The 22,806-nt window shown below is 66.8% G+C and carries 31 protein-coding genes; all 31 read left to right on the top strand.

The window, feature by feature from the left end:
* Nucleotides 1-82: 82 nt before the first annotated feature.
* The 31 genes from rpoC (at nt 83) to rplQ (ending at nt 22,577) form a co-directional block, all read left to right on the top strand.
* The gene (gene rpoC / locus POL25_RS33625) at nt 83-4,285 is read left to right on the top strand and encodes a DNA-directed RNA polymerase subunit beta' (protein ID WP_272090400.1); all 4,203 of its coding nucleotides are present in this window, start codon (nt 83-85) and stop codon (nt 4,283-4,285) included.
* A gap of 363 nt (nt 4,286-4,648) precedes the next feature.
* Nucleotides 4,649-5,020, top strand: coding sequence for a 30S ribosomal protein S12 (gene rpsL / locus POL25_RS33620; protein ID WP_096328192.1), 372 nt, complete (start codon nt 4,649-4,651; stop codon nt 5,018-5,020).
* Nucleotides 5,021-5,038: 18 nt separating this feature from the next.
* Nucleotides 5,039-5,527 (top strand): 30S ribosomal protein S7, encoded by a 489-nt coding sequence (gene rpsG / locus POL25_RS33615; protein ID WP_272090399.1) that lies wholly within the window; start codon nt 5,039-5,041, stop codon nt 5,525-5,527.
* Nucleotides 5,528-5,809: 282 nt separating this feature from the next.
* The gene (fusA, locus tag POL25_RS33610) at nt 5,810-7,939 is read left to right on the top strand and encodes an elongation factor G (RefSeq protein ID WP_272090398.1); all 2,130 of its coding nucleotides are present in this window, start codon (nt 5,810-5,812) and stop codon (nt 7,937-7,939) included.
* A 103-nt stretch (nt 7,940-8,042) separates the two neighbouring features.
* Nucleotides 8,043-9,242 carry an elongation factor Tu gene (tuf, locus tag POL25_RS33605; protein ID WP_272090397.1) on the top strand — a complete coding sequence of 400 codons (1,200 nt, stop codon included), beginning with the start codon at nt 8,043-8,045 and terminating at the stop codon, nt 9,240-9,242.
* A gap of 43 nt (nt 9,243-9,285) precedes the next feature.
* Nucleotides 9,286-9,594 carry a 30S ribosomal protein S10 gene (rpsJ, locus tag POL25_RS33600; RefSeq protein WP_096328188.1) on the top strand — a complete coding sequence of 103 codons (309 nt, stop codon included), beginning with the start codon at nt 9,286-9,288 and terminating at the stop codon, nt 9,592-9,594.
* Between the two features lie 6 nt (nt 9,595-9,600).
* Entirely contained in the window at nt 9,601-10,254 is a 654-nt protein-coding gene (gene rplD, locus POL25_RS33595; protein WP_272090396.1) for a 50S ribosomal protein L4, read from the top strand.
* On the top strand, nt 10,251-10,550 hold the full coding sequence (rplW, locus tag POL25_RS33590; protein WP_272090395.1) for a 50S ribosomal protein L23: 300 nt from the start codon (nt 10,251-10,253) through the stop codon (nt 10,548-10,550). Before rplD ends, rplW begins: the two co-directional genes overlap by 4 nt.
* A gap of 11 nt (nt 10,551-10,561) precedes the next feature.
* A complete protein-coding gene (gene rplB, locus POL25_RS33585) occupies nt 10,562-11,386 on the top strand; it encodes a 50S ribosomal protein L2 (protein ID WP_272090394.1) in 825 nt (274 codons plus the stop codon).
* 3 nt (nt 11,387-11,389) lie between these two features.
* Entirely contained in the window at nt 11,390-11,668 is a 279-nt protein-coding gene (rpsS, locus tag POL25_RS33580) for a 30S ribosomal protein S19 (RefSeq protein ID WP_267705164.1), read from the top strand.
* Nucleotides 11,669-11,681: 13 nt separating this feature from the next.
* Nucleotides 11,682-12,017: a 50S ribosomal protein L22 gene (rplV, locus tag POL25_RS33575; RefSeq protein WP_096328183.1), complete on the top strand. Its 336-nt coding sequence runs from the start codon at nt 11,682-11,684 to the stop codon at nt 12,015-12,017.
* Complete coding sequence (rpsC, locus tag POL25_RS33570; RefSeq protein WP_272090393.1) at nt 12,017-12,691, top strand: 30S ribosomal protein S3; 675 nt, start codon at nt 12,017-12,019, stop codon at nt 12,689-12,691. Before rplV ends, rpsC begins: the two co-directional genes overlap by 1 nt.
* 15 nt (nt 12,692-12,706) lie before the next feature.
* On the top strand, nt 12,707-13,123 hold the full coding sequence (rplP, locus tag POL25_RS33565) for a 50S ribosomal protein L16 (RefSeq protein WP_272090392.1): 417 nt from the start codon (nt 12,707-12,709) through the stop codon (nt 13,121-13,123).
* On the top strand, nt 13,120-13,326 hold the full coding sequence (gene rpmC / locus POL25_RS33560) for a 50S ribosomal protein L29 (protein ID WP_272090391.1): 207 nt from the start codon (nt 13,120-13,122) through the stop codon (nt 13,324-13,326). The genes rplP and rpmC overlap by 4 nt, the downstream gene beginning before the upstream one ends.
* A gap of 3 nt (nt 13,327-13,329) precedes the next feature.
* Nucleotides 13,330-13,617 carry a 30S ribosomal protein S17 gene (gene rpsQ, locus POL25_RS33555; protein ID WP_272090390.1) on the top strand — a complete coding sequence of 96 codons (288 nt, stop codon included), beginning with the start codon at nt 13,330-13,332 and terminating at the stop codon, nt 13,615-13,617.
* Entirely contained in the window at nt 13,614-13,982 is a 369-nt protein-coding gene (gene rplN, locus POL25_RS33550) for a 50S ribosomal protein L14 (protein WP_269035392.1), read from the top strand. The genes rpsQ and rplN overlap by 4 nt, the downstream gene beginning before the upstream one ends.
* On the top strand, nt 13,982-14,299 hold the full coding sequence (gene rplX / locus POL25_RS33545) for a 50S ribosomal protein L24 (RefSeq protein WP_272090389.1): 318 nt from the start codon (nt 13,982-13,984) through the stop codon (nt 14,297-14,299). The genes rplN and rplX overlap by 1 nt, the downstream gene beginning before the upstream one ends.
* Nucleotides 14,300-14,314: 15 nt before the next feature.
* On the top strand, nt 14,315-14,974 hold the full coding sequence (gene rplE / locus POL25_RS33540) for a 50S ribosomal protein L5 (protein ID WP_272090388.1): 660 nt from the start codon (nt 14,315-14,317) through the stop codon (nt 14,972-14,974).
* A 15-nt stretch (nt 14,975-14,989) separates the two neighbouring features.
* Entirely contained in the window at nt 14,990-15,385 is a 396-nt protein-coding gene (rpsH, locus tag POL25_RS33535) for a 30S ribosomal protein S8 (protein ID WP_272090387.1), read from the top strand.
* A gap of 30 nt (nt 15,386-15,415) precedes the next feature.
* A complete protein-coding gene (rplF, locus tag POL25_RS33530; RefSeq protein WP_272090386.1) occupies nt 15,416-15,961 on the top strand; it encodes a 50S ribosomal protein L6 in 546 nt (181 codons plus the stop codon).
* A gap of 21 nt (nt 15,962-15,982) precedes the next feature.
* A complete protein-coding gene (gene rplR, locus POL25_RS33525; protein ID WP_272090384.1) occupies nt 15,983-16,342 on the top strand; it encodes a 50S ribosomal protein L18 in 360 nt (119 codons plus the stop codon).
* A 9-nt stretch (nt 16,343-16,351) separates the two neighbouring features.
* Complete coding sequence (gene rpsE, locus POL25_RS33520; protein WP_096328172.1) at nt 16,352-16,849, top strand: 30S ribosomal protein S5; 498 nt, start codon at nt 16,352-16,354, stop codon at nt 16,847-16,849.
* Between the two features lie 11 nt (nt 16,850-16,860).
* Nucleotides 16,861-17,049, top strand: coding sequence for a 50S ribosomal protein L30 (gene rpmD / locus POL25_RS33515; protein WP_272090383.1), 189 nt, complete (start codon nt 16,861-16,863; stop codon nt 17,047-17,049).
* Between the two features lie 28 nt (nt 17,050-17,077).
* Nucleotides 17,078-17,542: a 50S ribosomal protein L15 gene (gene rplO, locus POL25_RS33510; protein WP_272090382.1), complete on the top strand. Its 465-nt coding sequence runs from the start codon at nt 17,078-17,080 to the stop codon at nt 17,540-17,542.
* A gap of 239 nt (nt 17,543-17,781) precedes the next feature.
* The gene (gene secY / locus POL25_RS33505) at nt 17,782-19,098 is read left to right on the top strand and encodes a preprotein translocase subunit SecY (RefSeq protein ID WP_267775478.1); all 1,317 of its coding nucleotides are present in this window, start codon (nt 17,782-17,784) and stop codon (nt 19,096-19,098) included.
* Nucleotides 19,099-19,524: 426 nt separating this feature from the next.
* Nucleotides 19,525-19,638, top strand: coding sequence for a 50S ribosomal protein L36 (gene rpmJ / locus POL25_RS33500; RefSeq protein ID WP_096328167.1), 114 nt, complete (start codon nt 19,525-19,527; stop codon nt 19,636-19,638).
* A gap of 9 nt (nt 19,639-19,647) precedes the next feature.
* A complete protein-coding gene (gene rpsM, locus POL25_RS33495; RefSeq protein ID WP_272090381.1) occupies nt 19,648-20,022 on the top strand; it encodes a 30S ribosomal protein S13 in 375 nt (124 codons plus the stop codon).
* A 3-nt stretch (nt 20,023-20,025) separates the two neighbouring features.
* Nucleotides 20,026-20,430 carry a 30S ribosomal protein S11 gene (gene rpsK, locus POL25_RS33490; RefSeq protein WP_272090380.1) on the top strand — a complete coding sequence of 135 codons (405 nt, stop codon included), beginning with the start codon at nt 20,026-20,028 and terminating at the stop codon, nt 20,428-20,430.
* Nucleotides 20,431-20,433: 3 nt separating this feature from the next.
* Nucleotides 20,434-21,063, top strand: coding sequence for a 30S ribosomal protein S4 (gene rpsD, locus POL25_RS33485; RefSeq protein WP_272090379.1), 630 nt, complete (start codon nt 20,434-20,436; stop codon nt 21,061-21,063).
* A 17-nt stretch (nt 21,064-21,080) separates the two neighbouring features.
* Nucleotides 21,081-22,094, top strand: a complete 1,014-nt coding sequence (locus POL25_RS33480) for a DNA-directed RNA polymerase subunit alpha (protein WP_272090378.1) — start codon at nt 21,081-21,083, stop codon at nt 22,092-22,094.
* Nucleotides 22,095-22,100: 6 nt separating this feature from the next.
* Entirely contained in the window at nt 22,101-22,577 is a 477-nt protein-coding gene (rplQ, locus tag POL25_RS33475; protein ID WP_272090377.1) for a 50S ribosomal protein L17, read from the top strand.
* The last annotated feature ends 229 nt before the right edge of the window (nt 22,578-22,806 follow it).

Below are 22,806 nucleotides of genomic sequence, written 5' to 3'. Positions count from 1 at the left end.
GGGCGTGGTCACCGGCGTCTCCCGCGAGGCGATGTCGGCGGCGGAATAATCAACCGGAGAAAGCGAACAAGGAGACACGGCCATGAGAGACATCTTCAGTTTCTTCGAGAAGCAGAAAGAGGCCACCTACTTCAACGCGCTCCGGATCGGCGTCGCCTCGCCGAAGACCATCCGCGACTGGTCGTACGGGGAGGTCAAGAACCCCGAGACGATCAACTACCGGACCTTCAAGCCCGAGCGCGACGGCCTGTTCTGCGCCAAGATCTTCGGGCCCATCAAGGACTACGAGTGCCTCTGCGGCAAGTACAAGCGCATGAAGCACCGCGGGGTCGTGTGCGAGAAGTGCGGCGTCGAGGTCATCCACTCCAAGGTCCGGCGTGAGCGCGCGGGTCACATCGACCTGGCGACCCCGGTCGCGCACATCTGGTTCCTCAAGAGCCTGCCGTCGCGCATCGGCAACATCCTCGACATCCCGCTGACCAAGCTCGAGAAGGTCCTCTACTGCGAGGCCTACATCGTCATCGACCCGAAGGACTCCGGGCTCGAGGAGCGCGAGCTGCTCAGCGAGGAGCGCTTCGACCAGCTGATGGAGGAGCTCGGCCCCGACGCGTTCAACGCCGGCATGGGCGCCGAGGCGATCAAGGAGCTGCTGTCGCGCATCGACCCGGTGGTCGAGGCCCGCAACCTGCGGGCGGAGATCGCCGGCGCCACCAGCGAGGCCAAGCGCAAGAAGGCGGCCAAGCGCCTGCGCGTGGTCGAGGCCTTCCGCAACAGCGGCAACAAGCCCGAGTGGATGATGCTCGAGGTCGTGCCGGTGCTGCCGCCCGACCTGCGCCCGCTCGTGCCGCTCGACGGCGGCCGCTTCGCCAGCTCCGACCTCAACGACCTGTACCGGCGGGTGATCAACCGCAACAACCGGCTCAAGCGCCTGCAGGAGCTGGCCGCGCCGGAGATCATCATCCGCAACGAGAAGCGCATGCTGCAGGAGGCCGTCGACGCGCTGTTCGACAACGGCCGCCGCGGCAAGACGATCACGGGCCCCAACAAGCGCCCGCTGAAGTCGCTGTCCGACATGCTGCGCGGCAAGTCGGGCCGGTTCCGCCAGAACCTGCTCGGCAAGCGCGTCGACTACTCGGGTCGTAGCGTCATCGTCGTCGGCCCCGAGCTGCGCCTGCACGAGGTCGGCATCCCCAAGAAGATGGCGCTCGAGCTGTTCAAGCCGTTCATCTACAACCGGCTCGAGGCGCAGGGGCTCGTCACCACCATCAAGAGCGCCAAGCGGATGGTCGAGAAGGAGGCCCCGGAGGTCTGGGACATCCTCGACGAGGTGATCAAGGAGCACCCGCTGCTGCTCAACCGCGCGCCGACGCTCCACCGCCTCGGCATCCAGGCGTTCGAGCCGGTGCTCATCGAGGGTAAGGCGATCCAGCTGCACCCGCTGGTCTGCACCGCCTTCAACGCCGACTTCGACGGCGACCAGATGGCCGTTCACCTCCCGCTCTGCATCGAGTCGCAGATGGAGGCGCGCGTGCTGATGATGTCGACCAACAACATCCTCAGCCCCGCGCACGGCCGGCCGATCATCGTCCCGTCGCAGGACATCGTCCTGGGCCTCTACTACATGACCCGCGAGCGGGCCTTCGCCCACGGCGGCGTCAACGACAACCCGGCCGAGGACGGCTTCTTCATCGGTCACTTCGGCTCGCCGGCCGAGGTGCGCATGGCCTACGACCACGGCGCGGCGCACCTGCAGGCCAGGGTCCGCGTGCGCATGGAGCCCGGCAAGCCGATGCTCGACAGCACCGTCGGCCGCGTCCTGCTGTACGAGGGCGGCATCCCCAAGAAGATCCCGTTCCCGATGGTCAACCGCTCGCTGGGCAAGAAGGAGCTCAACGAGCTGATCGACACTTGCTACCGCCTGTGCGGCCAGAAGGCCACCGTCTTGATGGCGGACTACCTGCGCAGCACCGGCTACAGCGAGGCGACCAAGGCCGGCATCTCGATCTGCATGGATGACATGGTCATCCCCGAGGCCAAGAAGAAGCTGCTTCAGCAGGCGACCACCGAGGTCAAGCGCATCATGTCGCAGTACGCCGACGGCCTCATCACGTCGGGCGAGCGCTACAACAAGATCATCGACATCTGGGCGAACGTCTCCGAGCAGATCGCCAACGCGATGATGGAGGGCATCTCGACCGCCGTCCTCACCGACGAGCGGACCGGGAAGCAGGTCAAGCAGCCGTCGTTCAACTCGGTCTACATCATGGCCGACTCGGGCGCCCGCGGTTCGCGGCAGCAGATGCGCCAGCTCGCCGGCATGCGCGGCCTCATGGCTCGTCCCTCGGGCGAGATCATCGAGTTCCCGATCACGACCAACTTCCGCGAGGGCCTCTCCGTCCTCCAGTACTTCATCTCGACGCACGGCGCGCGCAAGGGCCTCGCCGACACCGCGCTCAAGACCGCGAACTCCGGTTACCTCACCCGCCGCCTGGTCGATGTCGCCCAGGAGGCCGTGATCACCGAGTTCGACTGCGGCACGATCCAGGGCCTCGACATGACCGCCCTGGTCGAGTCGGGCGAGGTCATCGAGCGCCTGGCGGACCGCGTCCTCGGCCGCGTCGCGCTCGAGCCGCTGTACCGTCCGGGCACCGACGACCTCATCATCGCCGAGAGCGACCTCATCGACGAGACCCGCGCCCGTCAGGTCGACGACGCCGGCATCCAGTCGGTGCGGATCCGCAGCGTGCTCACCTGCGAGGCGCTGCGGGGCATCTGCGCCAAGTGCTACGGGCGCGACCTGGCCCGCGGCAACATGGTCGACGTCGGCGAGGCGGTCGGCATCATCGCCGCCCAGTCGATCGGCGAGCCCGGCACGCAGCTGACGATGCGCACGTTCCACATCGGCGGCGTCGGCAACATCACCGCCGAGCAGTCGCAGCTGGCGGCCCGCTTCGGCGGCACCGTCAAGCTCGAGGACATCGAGCTCACCACCGGCCGCGAGGACAAGGACGGCACGTACTCGGTGGTCATGAACCGCCACGCGCAGCTCAACCTCCTCGACGAGAAGGGCCGCCCGCGCGAGCGCTACGACCTGGTCTACGGCGCCAAGCTGCGGGTCAAGGACGGCGAGGTGGTCAAGGCCGGTCAGCTGATGGCCGAGTGGGACCCGTTCACCCTGCCGATCATCGTCGAGGTCACCGGTACCATCGAGTACGGCGACATCATCGAGGGCGTGACCATGGCGGTGCGGGTCGACGAGAGCACCCAGCACTCGAGCATGGTCGTGCAGGAGAGCCGCGACCCCGACGCGCGCCCGCGCTTCGTCATCAAGAACGACGACGGCGAGGTCATCCGCGTCTACGGCAAGCACGAGGCGCGCTACTTCCTCCCGGTCGGCGCGGCCTTCACCCTCACCGAGGGCACGAAGGTGACCGCCGGCGACGTCATCGCCAAGCTGCCGCGCGAGTCGACCAAGACCAAGGACATCACGGGCGGTCTGCCGCGCGTGGTCGAGCTGTTCGAGGCGCGCACGCCGAAGGACCACGCGATCATCTCGGAGATCGACGGCGTCGTCAGCTTCGGCAAGGACAAGGGCGGCAAGCGGCGCATCATCGTCACCGCCGAGCACGGCGAGCCGAAGGAGTACCTGGTACCCAAGGTCCGCCACCTGCTCGTGCGCGAGGGCGACCGCGTCCGCGCCGGCGAGAAGCTGATGGACGGCCCGGCCAACCCGCACGACATCCTCGCGGTGCTCGGCGAGAAGGCGCTGGCGTCCTACCTGCTCGACGAGATCCAGGAGGTCTATCGACTGCAGGGCGTGAAGATCAACGACAAGCACATCGAGACGATCGTCCGCCAGATGATGCGGCGCGTGCGGATCAAGGATCCGGGCGACACCAACTTCCTGGCCGACGATCACGTCGAGCGGCAGATCTTCCAGCAGGAGAATCAGCGCGTCGCGGCGCTCGGCGGCACGCCGGCGACCGGCCAGGCGCTGCTGCTCGGCATCACCAAGGCCTCGCTGTCGACCGAGAGCTTCATCAGCGCCTCGTCGTTCCAGGAGACCACCAAGGTGCTCACCGAGGCGGCGCTGCAGGGCAAGATCGACTTCCTGCGCGGTCTCAAGGAGAACGTGATCATGGGCCGGCTCATCCCCGCCGGCACCGGCCTCACGGTCTACGACCGCCTGCACATGGTCTCGGACGACCAGGCGCAGCACGATCCGAACGCCGAGCCGATCGCCCGTCGCTCGAACGAGCGGGATCTCATCAACGTGCAGGACTGATGCACTTCGACAGGGCTGGCGCAGGATGCGCCGGCGCCTGTCTCTCCGGTGGGCGGGAGGTGATCTCCCGTCCACCCGCCGCGGCAGCACACGCACCACGCGTGGCCGCCTCCGCGGTCCGGGCCTGGACTCGCACTCCAGGCCGTTCTCTCTCGCTCTGAGGGGTTCGGACGGCAGTCCGGGCCCGCGCGCCCCGCCGGCGGCGATGCTTGATCTGGCTGGCGCCCCCCTATATAAACAGCCCCCCAGCCGCAGGGGGCAAAAGCGAACAGGTCCGGTTCTCTCGGGCTCGGACCTGCCCAAACCCCTCGGCCCTCCGGGGCCTGAGCCACCGGCTCGAATACTGGAAAGGCTTCACGGCGCATGCCGACGATCAATCAGCTTGTCCGCAAGGGACGCGAACTGCAGAAGAAGAAGACGACGGCTCCGGCGCTGCGCGGTTGCCCGCAGAAGCGCGGCGTGTGCGTCCGCGTGTACACCTGCACGCCGAAGAAGCCGAACTCTGCGCTCCGCAAGGTCGCTCGCGTCCGCCTCACCAACGGCATGGAAGTGACCACGTACATCCCGGGTGAGGGTCACAACCTGCAGGAGCACTCGATGGTGCTGATCCGCGGCGGTCGCGTGAAGGACCTCCCCGGCGTCCGCTACCACGTCGTGCGCGGCACCCTCGACACCACCGGCGTCAACGGCCGTCGCCAGCGGCGCTCCAAGTACGGCGCCAAGCGGCCCAAGTAGTGACTTAGAAGGACGACCATGTCGCGCAAAGGTATCACCACGCGGAAGCGCCCGCAGAACGACATCCGGTACACCGACCACCCCGTGGACGTGAACCGGAACATCCACAAGTTCATCTGCGGCATCATGCGCGCCGGCAAGAAGTCGATCGCCGAGAAGATCGTCTTCGGCGCCTTCGACATCATCTCCGAGCGCACCAAGGACGACCCGGTCAAGGTGTTCGAGAAGGCGATTTCCAACGTCTTCCCGCGCCTCGAGGTTCGTTCGCGCCGTGTCGGCGGCTCCAACTACCAGGTCCCGATCGAGGTTCGCCCCGAGCGCGGCATGGCCCTGGCGTACCGCTGGCTGATCGGCTTCGCCCGCTCGCGGCCCGAGAAGACCATGCGCGAGCGCCTCGCCAACGAGATGCTCGACGCGGCCCAGAACCGCGGCGGCGCCGTCAAGAAGCGTGAAGACACGCACAAGATGGCCGAGGCCAACAAGGCCTTCGCCCACTACCGCTGGTAGTCGGCGCCTCGGCCCGCCCCGTGCGGGCCGCTCGATCTGTCTCTCCTCTCTCCTTCAGCTCCGGATGTCCGGCCCCTTCGCGGGCCACCCGTCGATGACCCACTGACCTGAGCCGACAAGAGCGCGACAACCCTCGATTCTGCCGCGCGATTGGACCACCGGTCCCTTCGCAGCAGATCCCGAGCCGGGCCCCTCGCCTGCCATAACCCCTCCCGAGTGCGTGGAGACGGATGGCCGGCGGAGCGGCCCTCGTCTCGTTCCCGAAACGGCTTCCTCCCTGCCATGCAATCCTCCAACGACATCGCGGCCATCCGAGACATCGGCATCATGGCCCACATCGATGCCGGGAAGACCACGACGACGGAACGCGTGCTCTTCTACACGGGGATCTCGCACAAGATGGGGGAGGTCCACGACGGCAACACGGTCATGGACTTCATGGAGCAGGAGCAGGAGCGTGGCATCACGATCACCTCCGCGGCCACCACCTGCTTCTGGCGCGGCAACCGGATCAACCTGATCGACACCCCCGGCCACGTCGACTTCACGATCGAGGTCGAGCGTTCGCTCCGCGTCCTCGACGGCGCCGTGGCCGTGTTCGACGCCGTCGCCGGCGTCCAGCCGCAGACCGAGACCGTGTGGCGCCAGGCCGAGCGCTACCACGTCCCGCGGATCGCCTTCGTCAACAAGATGGACCGCGTCGGCGCCACGCTCGACCGCACCGTCGAGATGATGAAGTCCGTCCTGCACGCCCACCCGATGGTCGTACAGATCCCCAACGGCCTCGAGTCGGCCTTCACCGGCGTCATCGACCTCCTCCTCATGGAAGAGATCGTCTGGACCGACGACGGCGGTACTCAGCTCACGCGCGCCCCCGTCACGGAGGCCCACGAGCTGCACACCGAGGCGACCCTGGCCCGCGAGGCGCTGGTCGAGGCGGTGGCCGAGGTCGACGACGAGACCATGAACGTGTTCCTCGAGACAGGTGCGGCCGGCGTCCCGCTCGACCTGCTCAAGGCCGGCCTACGTCGGGCCACCATCGCCAACAAGGGCGTGGCGGTCCTGTGCGGCACGGCGCTCAAGAACAAGGGCATCCAGCCGCTGCTCGACGCCGTGATCGACTACCTGCCGTCGCCGCTCGACATGCCGCCGGTGATCGCTCGGCGCAAGGCCGACGACGGCGAGGTCCAGCGGCGCCCCGCGGTCGACGAGCCGCTGCTCGCCCTGGCGTTCAAGGTCGTGCACGACCCGCACCGCGGCCCGCTGGTGTTCCTGCGCGTCTACTCGGGCGTCCTCAAGGTCAAGGACGCGATCCAGAACGTCACGCGCGACCGCAAGGAGCGGGTCAACAAGCTCCTGCAGGTCCACGCCAACAAGATGCAGGAGATCGACGAGGTCTCCGCTGGCAACATCGCCGCCGCCGTTGGGCTCCGCTTCACCACCACCGGTGACACGGTGGTCGTGGCGACCGACCGCGAGCAGGTGATCTTGCCGGGCCTGGAGATTCCCGAGCCCGTGATTTTCCGCGCGATCGAGGCCAAGTCGACCGCCGACCAGACGGCGCTGACCGAGGCACTCGAGCGGATGCAGCGCGAGGACCCGAGCTTCACCGTGCGCGTCGACCCGGATTCGGGCCAGACGCTGATGGCCGGGCAGGGCGAGCTGCACCTGGAGATCATCGTCGACCGCATCGCCCGCGAGGCTCGCGTGCCGAGCAACGTCGGCAAGCCGCAGGTCGCCTACCGCGAGACGGTCGGCCGCTCGCTGGTCCATCCCATCGAGTACGACCGGGAGATCGGCGGCAAGCGGCAGTTCGCCCGGATCGTCCTGGAGCTGGCCCAGCGTGAGCGCGGCGCCGGCAATTCCTTCGTAAACCTCATCCCCGAGCCGGTCCGCGAGCGCGGCCAGAAGCTCGAGCCGCCCAAGCTGCTGCCCGACATGATCGCGGCGGTCCGCGAGGGCTCGTTGGATGCCCTGACACGGGGCCCGCTGCTGGGCTATCCGCTGGTCGACGTCGAGGTTCGGCTCAAGGATGGCGCCTACGTCGAGGGCGACTCGACCGCCGTGAGCTTTCGGGCGGCCGCCAGCATGGGCCTCATGGAGGCCTTCGAGCGGGCCGAGCCCCGGCTGCTCGAGCCGATGATGAAGGTCGAAGTCGAGGTTCCTGAGGACTTCACCGGGCACGTGGTCAACGACCTGGCGGGCCGCCGCGGCCGCGTCCAGGGCATGGAGCCCCTCCGCGGGCTTCAGGTCATCGACGCGGAAGTTCCCCTCGCCGAGATGGTCGGGTATGCTACGGCGCTTCGTTCGGCCACTCAGGGCCGGGCGAGCTACACGATGCACTTCAGCCACTACGCCGAGGTCCCGAGCGACCGGCAGGCGGAGATCGTCACCCGCGCCCGCGGATATTAGCGGTTTCTCTCACTCAGGCGACGCGATCGGGCTTTTCCAATCCTTGACTAGCTGCTAGATCCCGCCCCTCAGACTCCAACACCTCTACGAGCGAAGCACAGCCATGGCGAAGGAAACATTCGTACGCAACAAGCCCCACGTGAACATCGGCACGATCGGCCATGTGGACCACGGGAAGACGACGCTGACGGCGGCGATCACGAAGGTGCTGAGCCTGAAGGGACAGGCGGAGTTCAAGGGCTACGACATGATCGACAAGGCGCCCGAGGAGCGGGCGCGCGGCATCACGATCTCGACGGCGCACGTGGAGTACGAGTCGAGCCAGCGGCACTACGCGCACGTGGATTGCCCGGGGCACGCGGACTACATCAAGAACATGATCACGGGCGCGGCTCAGATGGACGGGGCGATCCTCGTCGTGAGCGCGCCGGACGGTCCGATGCCGCAGACGCGTGAGCACATCCTGCTCGGCCGTCAGGTGGGCATCCCGGCGATGGTGGTGTTCCTGAACAAGTGCGACATGATCGGCGCCGGCGACGAGGAGATGCTCGAGCTGGTGGAGGTCGAGCTGCGCGAGCTGCTGTCGAAGTACCAGTTCGACGGGGACAACGTCCCGATCACCCGCGGCAGCGCCCTGAAGGCCCTGAACGCGCCGACGTGGGACCACGCGGACGCGAAGTGCATCTGGGAGCTGATGGACGCGTGCGACTCGTACATCCCGCAGCCGCAGCGTGAGCTGGACAAGCCGTTCCTGATGCCGGTCGAGGACGTGTTCACGATCTCGGGTCGTGGCACGGTGACGACGGGTCGCATCGAGCGCGGCGTGATCAAGGTCGGCGACGAGGTTCAGATCGTCGGTCTGCGGGACACGCAGAAGACGACGGTGACGGGCGTCGAGATGTTCCGGAAGCTGCTGGACCAGGGCCAGGCGGGCGACAACGTCGGCCTGCTGATCCGCGGCATCGACCGTGAGGGTGTGGAGCGCGGGCAGGTCCTCTGCAAGCCGGGCTCGATCACCCCGCACAAGAAGTTCAACGCGACGGTGTACGTGCTGAAGAAGGAAGAGGGTGGTCGTCACACTCCGTTCTTCAAGGGGTACCGGCCGCAGTTCTACTTCCGCACGACGGACGTGACGGGCTCGGTGACGCTGCCCGAGGGTGTGGAGATGGTGATGCCCGGTGACAACATCGAGATCGTCGTCGAGCTGCACAGCACGATCGCCTGCGAAGAGGGGCTGAAGTTCGCCATCCGTGAGGGTGGCAAGACCGTCGGCGCCGGCGTCGTTACCAAGATCCTCGAGTAGGACTTCGCTCGAGTACGCCGGCCAAGACGCAAGGGATATCGCCGTGGACACGCTCAAGATTCGCATCCGGCTCAAAGCCTTCGACCACAAGCTGCTCGACCAGTCGGCCAGCGAGATCGCCGAGACCGCCCGCCGCACTGGCGCGACGGTCGCGGGCCCGATCCCGCTGCCCACCAAGATCAACAAGTACACGGTCCTGCGCAGCCCCTTCATCGACAAGAAGTCGCGCGAGCAGTTCGAGATCCGCACCCACAAGCGGCTCCTCGACATCCTTGAACCGAACAAGCAGACCCTCGACGCGCTGATGAAGCTCGACCTCTCGGCGGGCGTGGACGTCGAGATCAAGACCTGAGGCACCATGGCCAAGCTCATCGTCAAAGACCTCACGGGCGCTCAGGTCGGCGAGATCGACGTCGCTGACGCGGTGTTCGCCGTCCCCGTGCGTGAGCACCTCCTGTGGGAGGTCGTGCGCTACCAGCGGGCTGCTCGCCGCGCTGGTACCCACTCGACCCAGACCCGCGCCGAGGTCTCCATCACCGGCAAGAAGCTGCACAAGCAGAAGGGCACCGGCGGCGCCCGTCACGGCTCGCGCCGCTCCAACATCTTCCGCGGAGGCGGCCAGGTGTTCGGGCCCAAGCCGCGCAACTACGCCTTCCACGTCAACAAGAAGGTCATGGCGAGCGCGCTGCGCACCGCTCTGACCGTGCGGGCCTCGAAGGGCGACCTGATCGTCGTCCGCGACCTGCAGCTCGAGGCCGTCAAGACCAAGACCATCGCCAACGCGCTGACCGCTCTCGGCGCGCCGAAGGTCCTGGTGGTCGACGCCGGCGACAACAAGAACCTGCGTCTCAGCACGCGCAACCTGGCAGCGGCGAGCTTCCTCGACATCCGCGGCCTCAACGTCTACGACATCCTGCGCTTCCCCAAGCTGCTGATCTCGGAGACCTCGCTGCGCGCGGTCGAGGCCCGTCTGTCGGGCACCAAGTCCGACGCCCCGAAGGAGGTCGCATGACCCCGCAGCAGATCATCGTCCGCCCGGTCGTGACCGAGAAGTCGACCGAAGCGCAGGGCCGTCACAACCACTACGTGTTCGAGGTCGCCAAGGCCGCGAACAAGATCGAGATCCGCAAGGCCGTCGAGCAGGTGTTCGGCGTCCGCGTCCGGGACGTGCGCACCATGGTCGTGCGCGGCGACCTCCGTCGAGTCGGCAAGTTCACCGGCAAGCAGCGGTCGTGGAAGAAGGCGATCGTCACCGTTCACCCCGGTGATTCGATCGACCTCTACGGAGAGCAAGCCGACAAGGGCTGAAGGAGCGCACCATGGGCATCAAAGTCTACAGGCCGACCTCCCCGGGCCGACGCGGCATGAGCGTCAACACCCGCGACCAGGTGACCGCGAGCGAGCCGCACCGGCCGCTGGTCGAGAAGATCGACCGCCACACCGGTCGCAACAACCACGGCCGTCAGACCGCGCGCTTCCGCGGCGGCGGTCACAAGCAGCTGTACCGCGTCATCGACTTCAAGCGCGACAAGTTCGGCGTGCCGGGCAAGGTTGCGACGGTCGAGTACGACCCGAACCGCACCACCTTCATCGCGCTCATCAGCTACGCTGACGGCGAGAAGCGCTACATCCTCGCGCCCGAAGGTCTCAAGGTCGGCGACTCGGTGATCAGCGACCAGGCGGCCGACATCAAGCCGGGCAACAGCCTCCCGCTGCGCAACATCCCGGTCGGCACGATCATCCACAACCTCGAGATCAAGATCGGCAAGGGTGGCCAGCTGGTCCGCACCGCCGGTTCGGGCGCCCAGTTGATGGCGCGCGAGGGCGACTGGACGCAGGTCCGCCTGCCCTCCGGCGAGGTTCGTCGCGTCCACATCGAGTGCCGCGCCACCGTCGGCACGCTGAGCAACGGCGACCACAGCCGCGTCAGCCTCGGCAAGGCCGGCCGCACCCGCTGGCTCGGCATCCGCCCGCACAACCGCGGCGTTACCATGAACCCGGTCGACCACCCGATGGGCGGCGGCGAGGGCCGCACCTCTGGCGGCCGGCACCCGTGCTCGCCGTGGGGCATCCTGTCGAAGGGCTACCGCACGCGGCACAACAAGCGCACCGACGTCTTCATCGTCTCCCGTAGGAAGAAGTAACGCATGGCACGCTCCATTAAGAAGGGCCCGTTCGCGGACTCTCACCTGGTCGAGAAGATCGAAGTCGCCCTCAGGGAGGGCAGCCGGCGCGTGGTCAAGACCTGGTCGCGTCGTTCCACGATCATGCCGCAGTTCGTCGGCGCGAACGTGATGGTCCACAACGGTCACAAGTGGATCCCCATCTTCATCACCGAGAACATGGTCGGGCACAAGCTCGGCGAGTTCGCCCCGACCCGTACCTTCCGTGGTCACTCCGGCGACCGCAAGGCCACCAAGAAGTAATCCCGAGGTACCCATGGCCATCGCACGTCTCAGCCACGCGCGCATCACCCCGCGAAAGGCCCGGATCATCGCCAATCTGATCCGTGGCAAGCAGGTCGCCCGCGCCATCGACGACCTTCGTTTCCTGCACAAGTCGGGCGCCAAGCAGTTCTTCAAGCTGCTCGTGTCCGCGGTCGCCAACGCCGAAGACACCGGCGACGTCAACGTCGACAACCTCGTCGTCACCAAGGTGACTGTCGACCAGGGCCCGACGCTCAAGCGCTGGCGCCCGCGGGCGATGGGCCGCGCCAATCGGATCCTCAAGAAGACCAGCCACATCCACCTCGAGGTGGCGGAGGTTCGCAGCTAATGGGACAGAAAACACATCCGATCGGCTTCCGCATCGGCATCGTCCGTACCTGGGGCTCGAAGTGGTTCGAGCACTCGCGCTACCGCCAGTGGCTGCATGAGGACCTCAAGATCCGGCGCTTCCTGAAGAAGGATCTCTACGCCGCCAGCATCGCCGACATCACGATCGAGCGGGCCGCCAACAAGCTGAAGATCAACATCTTCTCGGCGCGTCCCGGCATCATCATCGGCAAGCGCGGCGCCGGCGTCGAGGGCCTGAAGAAGAAGGTCTCCCGCCTGACCGAGTCCGAGGTGTTCCTGAACATCCAGGAGGTCCGCAAGGCCGAGACCAACGCGCAGCTGGTGGCCGAGAACATCGCCCAGCAGCTCGAGCGTCGCATCGCCTTCCGCCGCGCGCTCAAGCGGGCCATGCAGACCGCCATGAAGTTCGGCGCCAAGGGCATCCGCGTCGCCGCTTCGGGCCGCCTGGCCGGCGCCGAGATGTCGCGTCGCGAGACCTACCGCGCCGGTGGCGTGCCGCTGCACACCCTGCGCGCCGACATCGACTACGGCTTTGCCGAGGCCCACACCACCGCCGGCGCGATCGGCGTCAAGTGCTGGATCTTCAAGGGCGAGGTCTACGGCCAGCGCGCCACGCAACAGAACGACCCGCGCTTCCCGCGGCCCCAGAAGTAAGCGAGGCATCCGAACATGCTCTCCCCATCCAGAGTCAAGTACCGCAAGGTCCAAAAGGGCCACATGGCCGGCCAGGCCAAGGGCGGGTCGGAGGTCTCCTTCGGCGACTTCGGCCTGCAGACCGTCGAGTGCGGGTGGCTGACTGCGCGCCAGATCGAGGCTGCCCGTATCGCGATCAACCGCCACGTCAAGCGCGGCGGCAAGCTCTACATCCGGGTGTTCCCGGACAAGCCGGTCTCGCGCAAGCCGGCCGAGACCCGAATGGGTAAGGGCAAGGGTGCCCCGGACTACTGGGTCGCCGTCGTCCGTCCCGGCCGCGTCCTCTACGAGATCGAGGGTGTCACCGAGGAGCTCGCCCGCGAGGCGTTCCTCCGCGCCCATCACAAGCTCCCGATCAAGACCCGCTTCATCCGAAGGGACACCGCCCTGTGAAAGCGCTCGAACTCCGCGAGAAGACCACCGAAGAGCTCACCGAGCTCGAGGGCCAGCTCCGCGACAAGCTTGTCCGCCTGAGCGTCGCCAAGGCGACCCAGCGGGCCACCAACTTCGCCCAGTTCGGCGCTCTGCGCCGCGACATCGCCCGCATCAAGACCGTCCTCCACGAGCGCGCTCACGGCATCGCGGGAGAGGCATGAGCCATGACTGAGCAAGACACCACCTCCGAGACCGAGACGCGTCAGCGCCGAGTCCTTACCGGCACCGTCGTGTCGGACAAGATGGACAAGACCATCGTCGTCCAGGTGCAGCGGCGCTTCAAGCACCCCCGCTACCGCAAGTACGTCAGCGAGCGGATGCGCTACAAGGCGCATGACGAGACCAACCAGGCCAAGGTCGGCGATGTCGTTCGCATCGTCAGCTGCCGGCCCCTGTCCCGCGAGAAGCGCTGGTCGCTCCAGGCGATCGTGGAGAAAGCGACGCTCGTATGATTCAGGTCCAGTCCGTCCTCGACGTGGCCGACAACTCGGGCGCGCGCAAGCTGTTCTGCATCAAGGTGCTGGGCGGTTCGAAGCGCCGCTACGCGACCATCGGCGACGTGATCGTCGTCTCGGTCCGCGACGCGCTGCCGAACAGCAAGGTCAAGAAGGGCTCGGTCATGAAGGCCGTCATCGTCCGCACGCGCAAGGGCGTGCGTCGCGTCGACGGCAGCGTGATCCGCTTCGACACCAACAGCGCCGTGCTCATCGACGCCCAGAAGCAGCCGATCGGCACCCGCATCTTCGGGCCCGTGGCGCGCGAGCTGCGGCAGAAGAACTACCTCAAGATCATCTCGCTGGCGCCGGAGGTGCTGTGATGCAGCGGATTCGTTCGGGCGACGAGGTCGTCGTCATCGCTGGAAAACACAAGGGTCGCCGCGGCAAGGTGCTGCGGGTCGTGCCCGAGACCGACCGAGTGGTCGTGCAGGGTGTCAACATCGTCACCAAGCACGTCAAGCCCGGCAAAGAGAACCCCCAGGGCGGCATCGTGAAGCGCGAGGCCCCCGTCCACCTCTCCAACGTGATGCTCGCGGATCCGCAGTCGGGCGACCCGACTCGGGTGCGCTTCCAGGTCCTCGACGATGGCCGCAAGGTCCGCGTCGCGGTCAAGTCGGGCGAGCAGATCGACAAGTAACCGGAATTCGACGTCATGGCCAAGGCAGCACGCGCCGGCGGGGCACCCCCCGCCAAGAAGAAGGAAGCCGCCGGCTTCGGGTTCAAGTTTCAGCGGGTCCAGGAGGAGCCGCTCAAGCGCGAGGAGGGGTATGTCCCCCGGCTCGTTCAGAAGTACAGCGAGGTCGCGAAGCCAGCTCTCGTCAGCGAGTTCGGCTACAAGAACGTCCTCAATGTGCCACGAGTCGAGAAGATCGTGCTCAACATCGGGCTCGGCGAGGCGATTCGCCAGCCGAAGCTGCTCGAGCAGGCGTTCGAGGTGCTCGGCAACATTACCGGTCAGCGACCGGTGGTGACCCGCGCCAAGAAGTCGATCGCCACCTTCAAGCTCCGCGAGGGGATGAAGATCGGGTGCATGGTGACCCTGCGCGGCAGCGTCATGTGGGAGTTCCTCGACCGTCTGTTGACGATCGCGCTCCCGCGTACGCGTGACTTCCGGGGCGTCAGCCGCAAGGCGTTCGACGGCCGCGGCAACTTCACGCTCGGCGTGAAGGAAGTCCTGATCTTCCCCGAAGTGGATATCGACAAGCTCGACAAGGTGCCGGGCATGAACATCTGCATTCACACCTCGGCGGGTACCGACGACGAGGGCCGGGCACTGCTCGAAAAGCTGGGGATGCCGTTCCGGCGCGCCTAAGGAGGAGTCGCAACCATGTCCATGACTGATCCCATCGCCGACATGCTGGCGCGCATCCGCAACGCCCAGCACGCCCAGCACCCGAGCGCCACGATGCCCGGCTCGAAGCAGAAGCTTCGCATCTGCCAGATCCTCAAGGAGGAGGGGTACATCCTCGACTTCTCGTGGGAGGACGACGACAAGCAGGGCCTGCTGTCGGTCAAGCTCAAGTACCAAGGCGAAGAGGCCGCCATCGAGGGCATGCGCCGCATCAGCCGCCCCGGTCAGCGCGCCTACTCGCGCGGCAAGGACATCCCCAAGGTCCACAACGGGCTCGGGATTCTGATCGTCTCGACCTCGCGCGGCCTGATGACCGACCGCGCCGCCCGGCGTCAGGGCATCGGCGGCGAGCTCATCTGCAGCGTGTGGTGATTCGCCCCATCGCCGCGAAGGAACAAGACCATGAGTCGTATCGGCAAATCCCCAGTGAAGATCCCCAAAGGGGTGACCGTGACCGCCAAGGGGCAGACGCTCTCGGTCAAGGGCCCCCAGGGCGACCTCAACTTCGAGGTCCCGGCCGCGATCCAGTTCAAGGTCGAGGGTGACGACATCACCTTCACCCGCACCGGCGAGTCCGGGGACGAGCGCGCGCTGCACGGCACCGCGCGGGCGATGACGGCCAACATGCTGACCGGCGTCTCGGTCGGCTTCACGCGCACGCTCGACATCGTCGGCGTCGGTTATCGCGCCGCGGTCAAGGGCGACGTCGTCGACCTTACCCTCGGCTTCTCGCACCCGGTCAGCTACAAGCTGCCCGCGGGGGTCAAGGCCGAGGTCGACAAGGACGGCAAGCTGCACGTCAAGTCGGCGAGCAAGGCCCTGCTCGGCCAGGTCGCCTCCGACCTGCGCAGCTTCCGGCCGCCGGAGCCCTACAAGGGCAAGGGCGTGCGTTACCTGAACGAGAAAATCACCCTGAAGGAAGGCAAGGCTCGCGGTAAAGGCAAGTAGCCGCGTGCTTGGAGTTCGACCATGCCCTCGCCCAAAGAACAGATCCGGCTGCGTCGCAAGAGCAGCATTCGCAAGCGGGTCCACGGCACCACGGAGCGTCCGCGCCTCTCGGTGTTCCGCAGCGCCAAGCACATCTACGCCCAGGTCATCGACGACAGCACGTCGGCGACCCTCGTGGCCTCCTCCTCACTCATCAAGGAGCTGGCGAGCGAGAGCGAGAAGACCAAGCGCGAGCTGGCCGAGCTCGTCGGCAGCGCCATCGCCAAGGCCTGCCTGGCCAAAGGTATCACCAAGGTCGTGTTCGACCGCAACGGCTACATCTACCATGGCCGGGTCAAAGCCCTGGCTGACGGCGCGCGGGCCGGTGGGCTCGACTTCTAGGAACCAGTCATGATCGACATCGAATCTCTCGGAGAACTGGTCGACCGCGTCGTCTACATCAACCGCGTGGCGAAGGTCGTCAAGGGCGGTCGGCGCTTCAGCTTCAGCGCGCTGGTCGTCATCGGCAACGAGCGCGGCTGGGTGGGGATCGGCTACGGCAAGGCCAAGGAGGTCCCGGAGGCGATCCGCAAGGCCAACGACCTCGCGCGCAAGAACCTCTTCCAGGTTCCGCTCGCGGGCGCGACGATCCCCCACGAGGTCATCGGTCACCACGGCGCCGGCACGGTGCTGTTGCGGCCGGCCTCGCCGGGTACCGGCGTCATCGCCGGCGGCGCGGTTCGTGCGGTCGTCGAGTGCGCGGGCATCCACGACATCCTGAGCAAGTGCATCGGCACCAACAACCCGCAGAACGTCATCCACGCGACGCTGGACGCGCTCCAGCGGCTGCGCGCGCCCGAATCGGTGTCGCGTCGCCGCGGCCTCGCGGTTGCCGAGCTTACGCAGTAGGAGGCACAGCCATGGCCCTCAAGCTCAAAGTGACCCTCGTCCGCAGCCCGATCCACCGTGAGCAGTCGCAGAAGGACACTGTCCGCGGGCTCGGCCTGCGCCGCCTGCAACACTCGCGCGTGCTCGACGACACGCCGTCGATCCGCGGCATGATCCGGAAGATCCAACACCTCGTCGCCGTCGAGCCGGCCGACGAGTAAGCCGATACGGCCGAAGGGGACATCCCAGATGGGTACTACACTTGAAACTCTGTCGCCGCCGCCGGGCGCCCGCAAGCGTCGCAAGCGCGTCGGTCGCGGTATCGGCTCGCGCCGCGGCAAGACCTCGACCCGCGGCGTCAAGGGTCAGCTCGCGCGTCACAACCAGATGCCCGACCACTTCGAGGGCGGTCAGAACCCCCTCCAGCGTCGGGTCCCGAAGCGTGGCTTCGTCAGCCTCAACCGCGACGAGTACCACGGCATCAACGTCGGCCTGCTCGAGGGCAAGTTCGCCGCCGGCGAAGAGGTCTCGCTCGAGACGCTGCGGGCCAAGCGCCTGATCCCGAAGCGGGTCAAGCAGGTCAAGCTGCTCGGCACGGGCGAGCTCAAGACCGCGCTGAAGGTCAACGTCGACAAGGTCAGCGAGTCGGCGCGTCAGAAGGTCGAGGCGGCCGGCGGCTCCATCCAGGAGCCCGCGGCGCCCGTCGAGGCCTGAACAGGTCGTTCGTCTGGCCGTCCGGGCCGGCAGGCCGCGCACAGTGATGCCGGTCACCGGGTGCGCGGCCTTTCATGTGTCGGCCGGGCTCCCGCACGGGGCCCGGCCGAAGTTCGTTGCCGAGCCGGCTGCGGCGCCGGGCGGCATGGGGTACAAGTTGTCGCCGTAGCCCCGGGGCCGCAGGGCCCGCCCGTCTGGCCGTCAGATCGGGCACGAGAAGGGGCAAGCTGGGATCGCCGATGGGTGTCATCATCAACATCTTCAAGCTGCCTGAGCTGCGCAAGCGTGTGCTTTTCACGCTGGCGATGCTGGCTGTCTACCGCTTCGGCGTGTTCGTGGCCGTGCCCGGCGTCGACCGTACCGTGATGGACGACATCGTCCGCCAGGGCGCGGGCGGCTTCCTCGGCTACCTCAACATGTTCAGCGGCGGCGCCCTGAGCAACCTGTCCGTGTTCGCGCTCGGCATCATGCCGTACATCAGCGCCAGCATCATCATGCAGCTGATGACCGCCGTCATCCCGCGGCTGGAGATGCTGAGCAAAGAAGGCGAGACGGGCCGGCGGAAGATCAACCAGTACAGCCGCTACGGCACCGTGTTCCTGTCGGTGGTCCAGGGCTGGTTCATGGCCACCTGGCTCGAGTCCCAGAACGCCCCCGGGCAGACGCTGGTGCTCGACCCTGGCCTCCCGTTCCGCTTGATGACGATCCTGACCCTGACCGCAGGGACATGCTTCATCATGTGGCTGGGCGAGCAGATCACCGAGAAGGGGATCGGCAACGGGATCTCGCTCATCATCTTCGCCGGCATCGTCGCCGACCTTCCGGTCGCGCTGTACCAGCTGTGGCAGAAGACCCAGGACGATCCCGAGAACTTCGGGCCGATGTTCATCGCCATCCTCGGCGCGCTCGTCGTCGCGGTGATCGCCTTTGTCGTGATCATGGAGCGCGGCCAGCGGCGGATCCAGGTCCAGTACGCCAAGCGGGTGGTCGGGCGGCAGATGTTCGGCGGCAACGCCAACTACCTGCCGCTGCGCCTCAACAGCGCCGGAGTGATCCCGCCGATCTTCGCCAGCTCGATCCTCATGTTCCCGAGCCAGATCGCCGGCATGACGGGCAGCTCGTCGATGCAGTGGTTCTCGAACGCCCTGCGTTACGATGGCTGGCTGTACCTCACCGCGTTCGTCGGGCTCGTGATCTTCTTCACGTTCTTCTACACGTCGCTGCAGTTCAACCCGGTCGACGTGGCCGACAACTTGAAGAAGCAGAACGCGTCGATCCCCGGGATCCGTCCTGGCAAGCGGACGGCCGAGTACATCGACTTCATCCTCACGCGGCTGACCTTCGCCGGCGCCTGGTACATCGCTGCGGTGTGCGTCCTGCCGACCCTGCTGCAGACCAAATTCAACGTCCCGTTCTACTATGGCGGCACTTCTCTGCTGATCGTCGTCGGCGTCGCCCTCGACACTGCGCAGCAGATCGAGAGCCATCTGGTGACCCGTTCGTACGAGGGTTTTGCGGGTCCGGGCGGGCCGCGGATCCGCGGACGTCGGGGCTAACTCACGCGGAGCCGCACGCGCCGGTCTGGTGCCGTGCTGGACTATCGCCGGGCTTTTTGCCACCTTTTCGCCCTTCCTTGACCCCCCCTGGGGGTCCTTGAGCTTAAGTATTGCATCGTCACGGACCCGCCGGGTCGCAAGCCCGTCGGGCCAAGGTCTCTTCTCTGTGAATCCCCCGCACGCCGACACCTTCGAGGCCACAGTGGTCGCTGAGTTGCCCCAGCAACTGTACCGCCTCGAAGCCGAATCGCCGACGCAGGCTGTCCTTACGGCCAGCTTGTCCGCCGAGGCGCGTCGCCTCGGCGTGCACATACGGACGGGGCAACGTGTGCTGGTCCGCAGGGCCAGTCTCGATCCAGGTCGCGGCCTCATCACCGGGTTGGCACTGCGCCAGCCCTGAGCCAGCGACCTTCGCCAAGAGGAACAATGAAAGTCAGAGCCAGCGTTCGAAAGATCTGCGACAAGTGCAAGGTCATCCGCCGCAAAGGTGTCGTGCGGGTGATCTGCGACAACCCCAAGCACAAGCAGCGACAGGGCTAGGAGAACACCATGGCACGCATTGCTGGGGTGGACTTGCCCCGTAACAAGCGCATCGAGATCGCGCTCACCTACATCTACGGCATCGGCCGCGGCACCGCGCAGAAGATCCTCGACAAGTCTGGCGTCGGCGCGGCGATCCGCACCGACGACCTGACCGACGATCAGCTCGCGTCGATCCGCAGCGTCATCGAGAGCGACCTCAAGGTCGAGGGTGACCTCCGCCGCGACGTTCAGATGAACATCAAGCGCCTGATGGACCTCGGCTGCTACCGCGGTCTCCGTCACCGTCGTGGCCTGCCGGTCCGCGGTCAGCGTACCCACACCAACGCCCGCACGCGCAAGGGTCCCAAGCGGGGCACGGTCGCGGCCAAGAGGAAGGTCTGAGCCATGGCGAACACCAAGGCAGATGCCGACAAGGGCAAGTCCAAGCGCCGCGCCAAGAAGAACGTCTCGACCGGCGTGGTCTACATCAACTCGACCTTCAACAACACGCTGATCACCATCACCGACGTCAACGGCAACACCATCGCGTGGGCCTCGTCGGGCGTGCGTGGTTTCAAGGGTTCGCGCAAGTCGACGCCGTTCGCCGCTCAGCTGGCGGCCGACGACGCGGCGCGCAAGGCCCAGGACCACGGCATGCAGACCGTTTCGGTCCGCGTGTCGGGCCCGGGTGCCGGCCGCGAGTCGGCGCTGCGTGGCTTGCAGTCTGCGGGTCTGCGGATCTCCTCGATCAAGGACATCACGCCGATCCCGCACAACGGCTGCCGGCCGCCCAAGCGGAGGAGGGTCTGAACCATGGCTCGCTACATCGGTCCCGTGTGCCGGCTCTGCCGGCGTGAAGATGGCAAGCTGTTCCTCAAGGGCGATCGTTGCTTCACTGACAAGTGCGGCTACGAGCGGCGCCAGTACCCCCCGGGTCAGCACGGTCAGGGTCGCAAGAAGCGTCCGAGCGACTACGGCCAGCAGCTGCGCGAGAAGCAGAAGGTCAAGCGCATCTACGGCCTGCTCGAGAAGCAGTTCCGCGGCTACTACTACCGCGCCTCGCGGATGAAGGGCGTGACCGGCGAGAACCTGCTCGCCCTGCTCGAGCGTCGGCTCGACAACGTCACGCTGCGCTGCGGCTTCTCGACGAGCCACGCCGAGGCCCGCCAGCTCGTGCGTCACGGCCACTTCCTGGTCAACGGCAAGCGGATCAACATCCCGAGCTACCAGGTGCGCGCCGGGGACATCGTCGAGGTCCGCGACCCCAGCAAGAAGATCCAGCGCATCGTCGCCGCCCTCGGGCAGGTCGACCGGGTCCCGCGGCCGGCGTGGATCGACCTCGACAAGGAGAACATGCGCGGCAAGATCACCGCGCTGCCCTCCCGGTCGGACATCTCGGCGGACATCGACGAGCAGCTCATCGTCGAGCTGTACTCGAAGTAACCACAACGGAGGGACGAATGCAGGACCAAAACACCATCGCCAGGAACTGGCGCGACCTGATTCGGCCGAAGAAGCTCGAGGTCGATACCTCTTCGCTCACCGACACCTACGGCAAGTTCACGTGCGAGCCGCTCGAACGCGGCTACGGCATCAGCCTGGGCAACAGCCTGCGGCGGGTGCTCTTGAGCTCGCTGCAGGGCGCCGCGATCACGACGGTCCGCATCGAAGGCGCGCTCCACGAGTTCACTACGGTGCCCGGCGTCGTCGAAGACGTCACGGACATCATCCTGAACGTCAAGGCGCTGCTCCTCCGCATGGACGACGCCACCCAGCGCACGCTGGTTGTCGACAAGCAGGGCGAGGGCGAGGTCACCGGCTCGGACATCCAGTGCCCGACCGGCGTCACCGCCCTTCGTCCCGAACAACACATCGCCACGCTCAGCAAGGGCGGCCGACTGCGCATGGAGATGACCTGCGCGATGGGCCGCGGCTACGCGACCGCGGATCAGAACAAGACCGAGGGCATGCCGATCGGCGTCATTCCGATCGACTCCTTGTTCTCGCCGATCCAGAAGGTCAACTACCGCGTCACCAACGCGCGCGTCGGCCATCGCACCGACTACGATCGCCTCTCGCTCGAGGTGTGGACCGACGGCTCCGTCCGTCCCGAGGATGCGGTCGCGTACGCGGCCAAGATCCTCAAGGAGCAGCTCTCGATCTTCATCAATCGTGAAGAGATCGAGGAGGCCGCGGTCCCGCAGCAGAGCGAGAGCGACAAGCTCAACGAGTACCTGTGGCGCTCGGTCGACGAGCTCGAGCTCAGCGTCCGCTCGGCGAACTGCTTGCAGAACGCCAACATCCACTACATCGGCGACCTCGTGCAGCGCACCGAGGCCGAGATGCTCAAGACCAAGAACTTCGGCCGCAAGTCGCTCAAGGAGATCAAAGAGATCCTGGCGCAGATGGGCCTGTCGCTTGGCATGAAGATCGACAATTGGCAGGGGCCCCCGCCGGCCCGTGAGGAGACCTGATCCGCCATGCGCCACCAGAACGCTGGTCGCAAGTTCAGCCGCAGCTCGTCGCACCGACGCGCCATGTTCCGCAACATGGTCACGTCGCTGCTCGAGCACCAGCGCATCACCACCACCGAGCCGAAGGCCAAGGAGCTCCGGCGCCTGGCCGAGCGCACGATCACCACGGCGCTCCGCCTCGGTGACCTGCTCACCAAGCCGAAGGAGCAGCGCTCCCCGGCCGAGCAGGGCAAGTACGTGCACGCACTCCGTATGGCCGGCCGCATGGTCCGCTCGCGGGCCGCGCTGCACAAGCTGTTCACCGACATCGCCCCGCAGCTCCGCGGCCGCCCCGGCGGTTACACGCGGATCCTCAGGGTGGGCACCCGCCCCGGTGACGCCGCGCCGATGGCGATCCTCGAGATCGTCACCTTCAAGCTGCCCTCCGCCGCTCCCGCGGCCGCCGGCGGCGCGTCGTCGACCGGCTCCGAGTCGGCCGACTGACGCCCGGCGGCCACCCGGCCGCTGAATCCCGAGCATGAAGGCTCGCGCTCCGGCGCGGGCCTTTTGCTTTGGGTCGGTTCGCGCCGGGAGGGAGGCATGCGGGCCCGCCGAGACGGGAGGTGTGCGCCGGGCGCCGTTCGTCGCGCGCGGCGCCGGGCGGCTCGTCCTCGTCGCGCGCGCCGGGCTGTCTCAATCGTTGCTCGCCAGCGAACGGGCGACGAATTCTCGC

Source organism: Nannocystis bainbridge (genome assembly GCF_028368995.1).
Classification (GTDB): Bacteria; Myxococcota_A; Polyangia; order Nannocystales; family Nannocystaceae; genus Nannocystis; species Nannocystis bainbridge.
The sequence above is the reverse complement of the archived record's forward strand: the minus strand, read 5'-3'. Positions and strand labels throughout refer to the sequence as shown.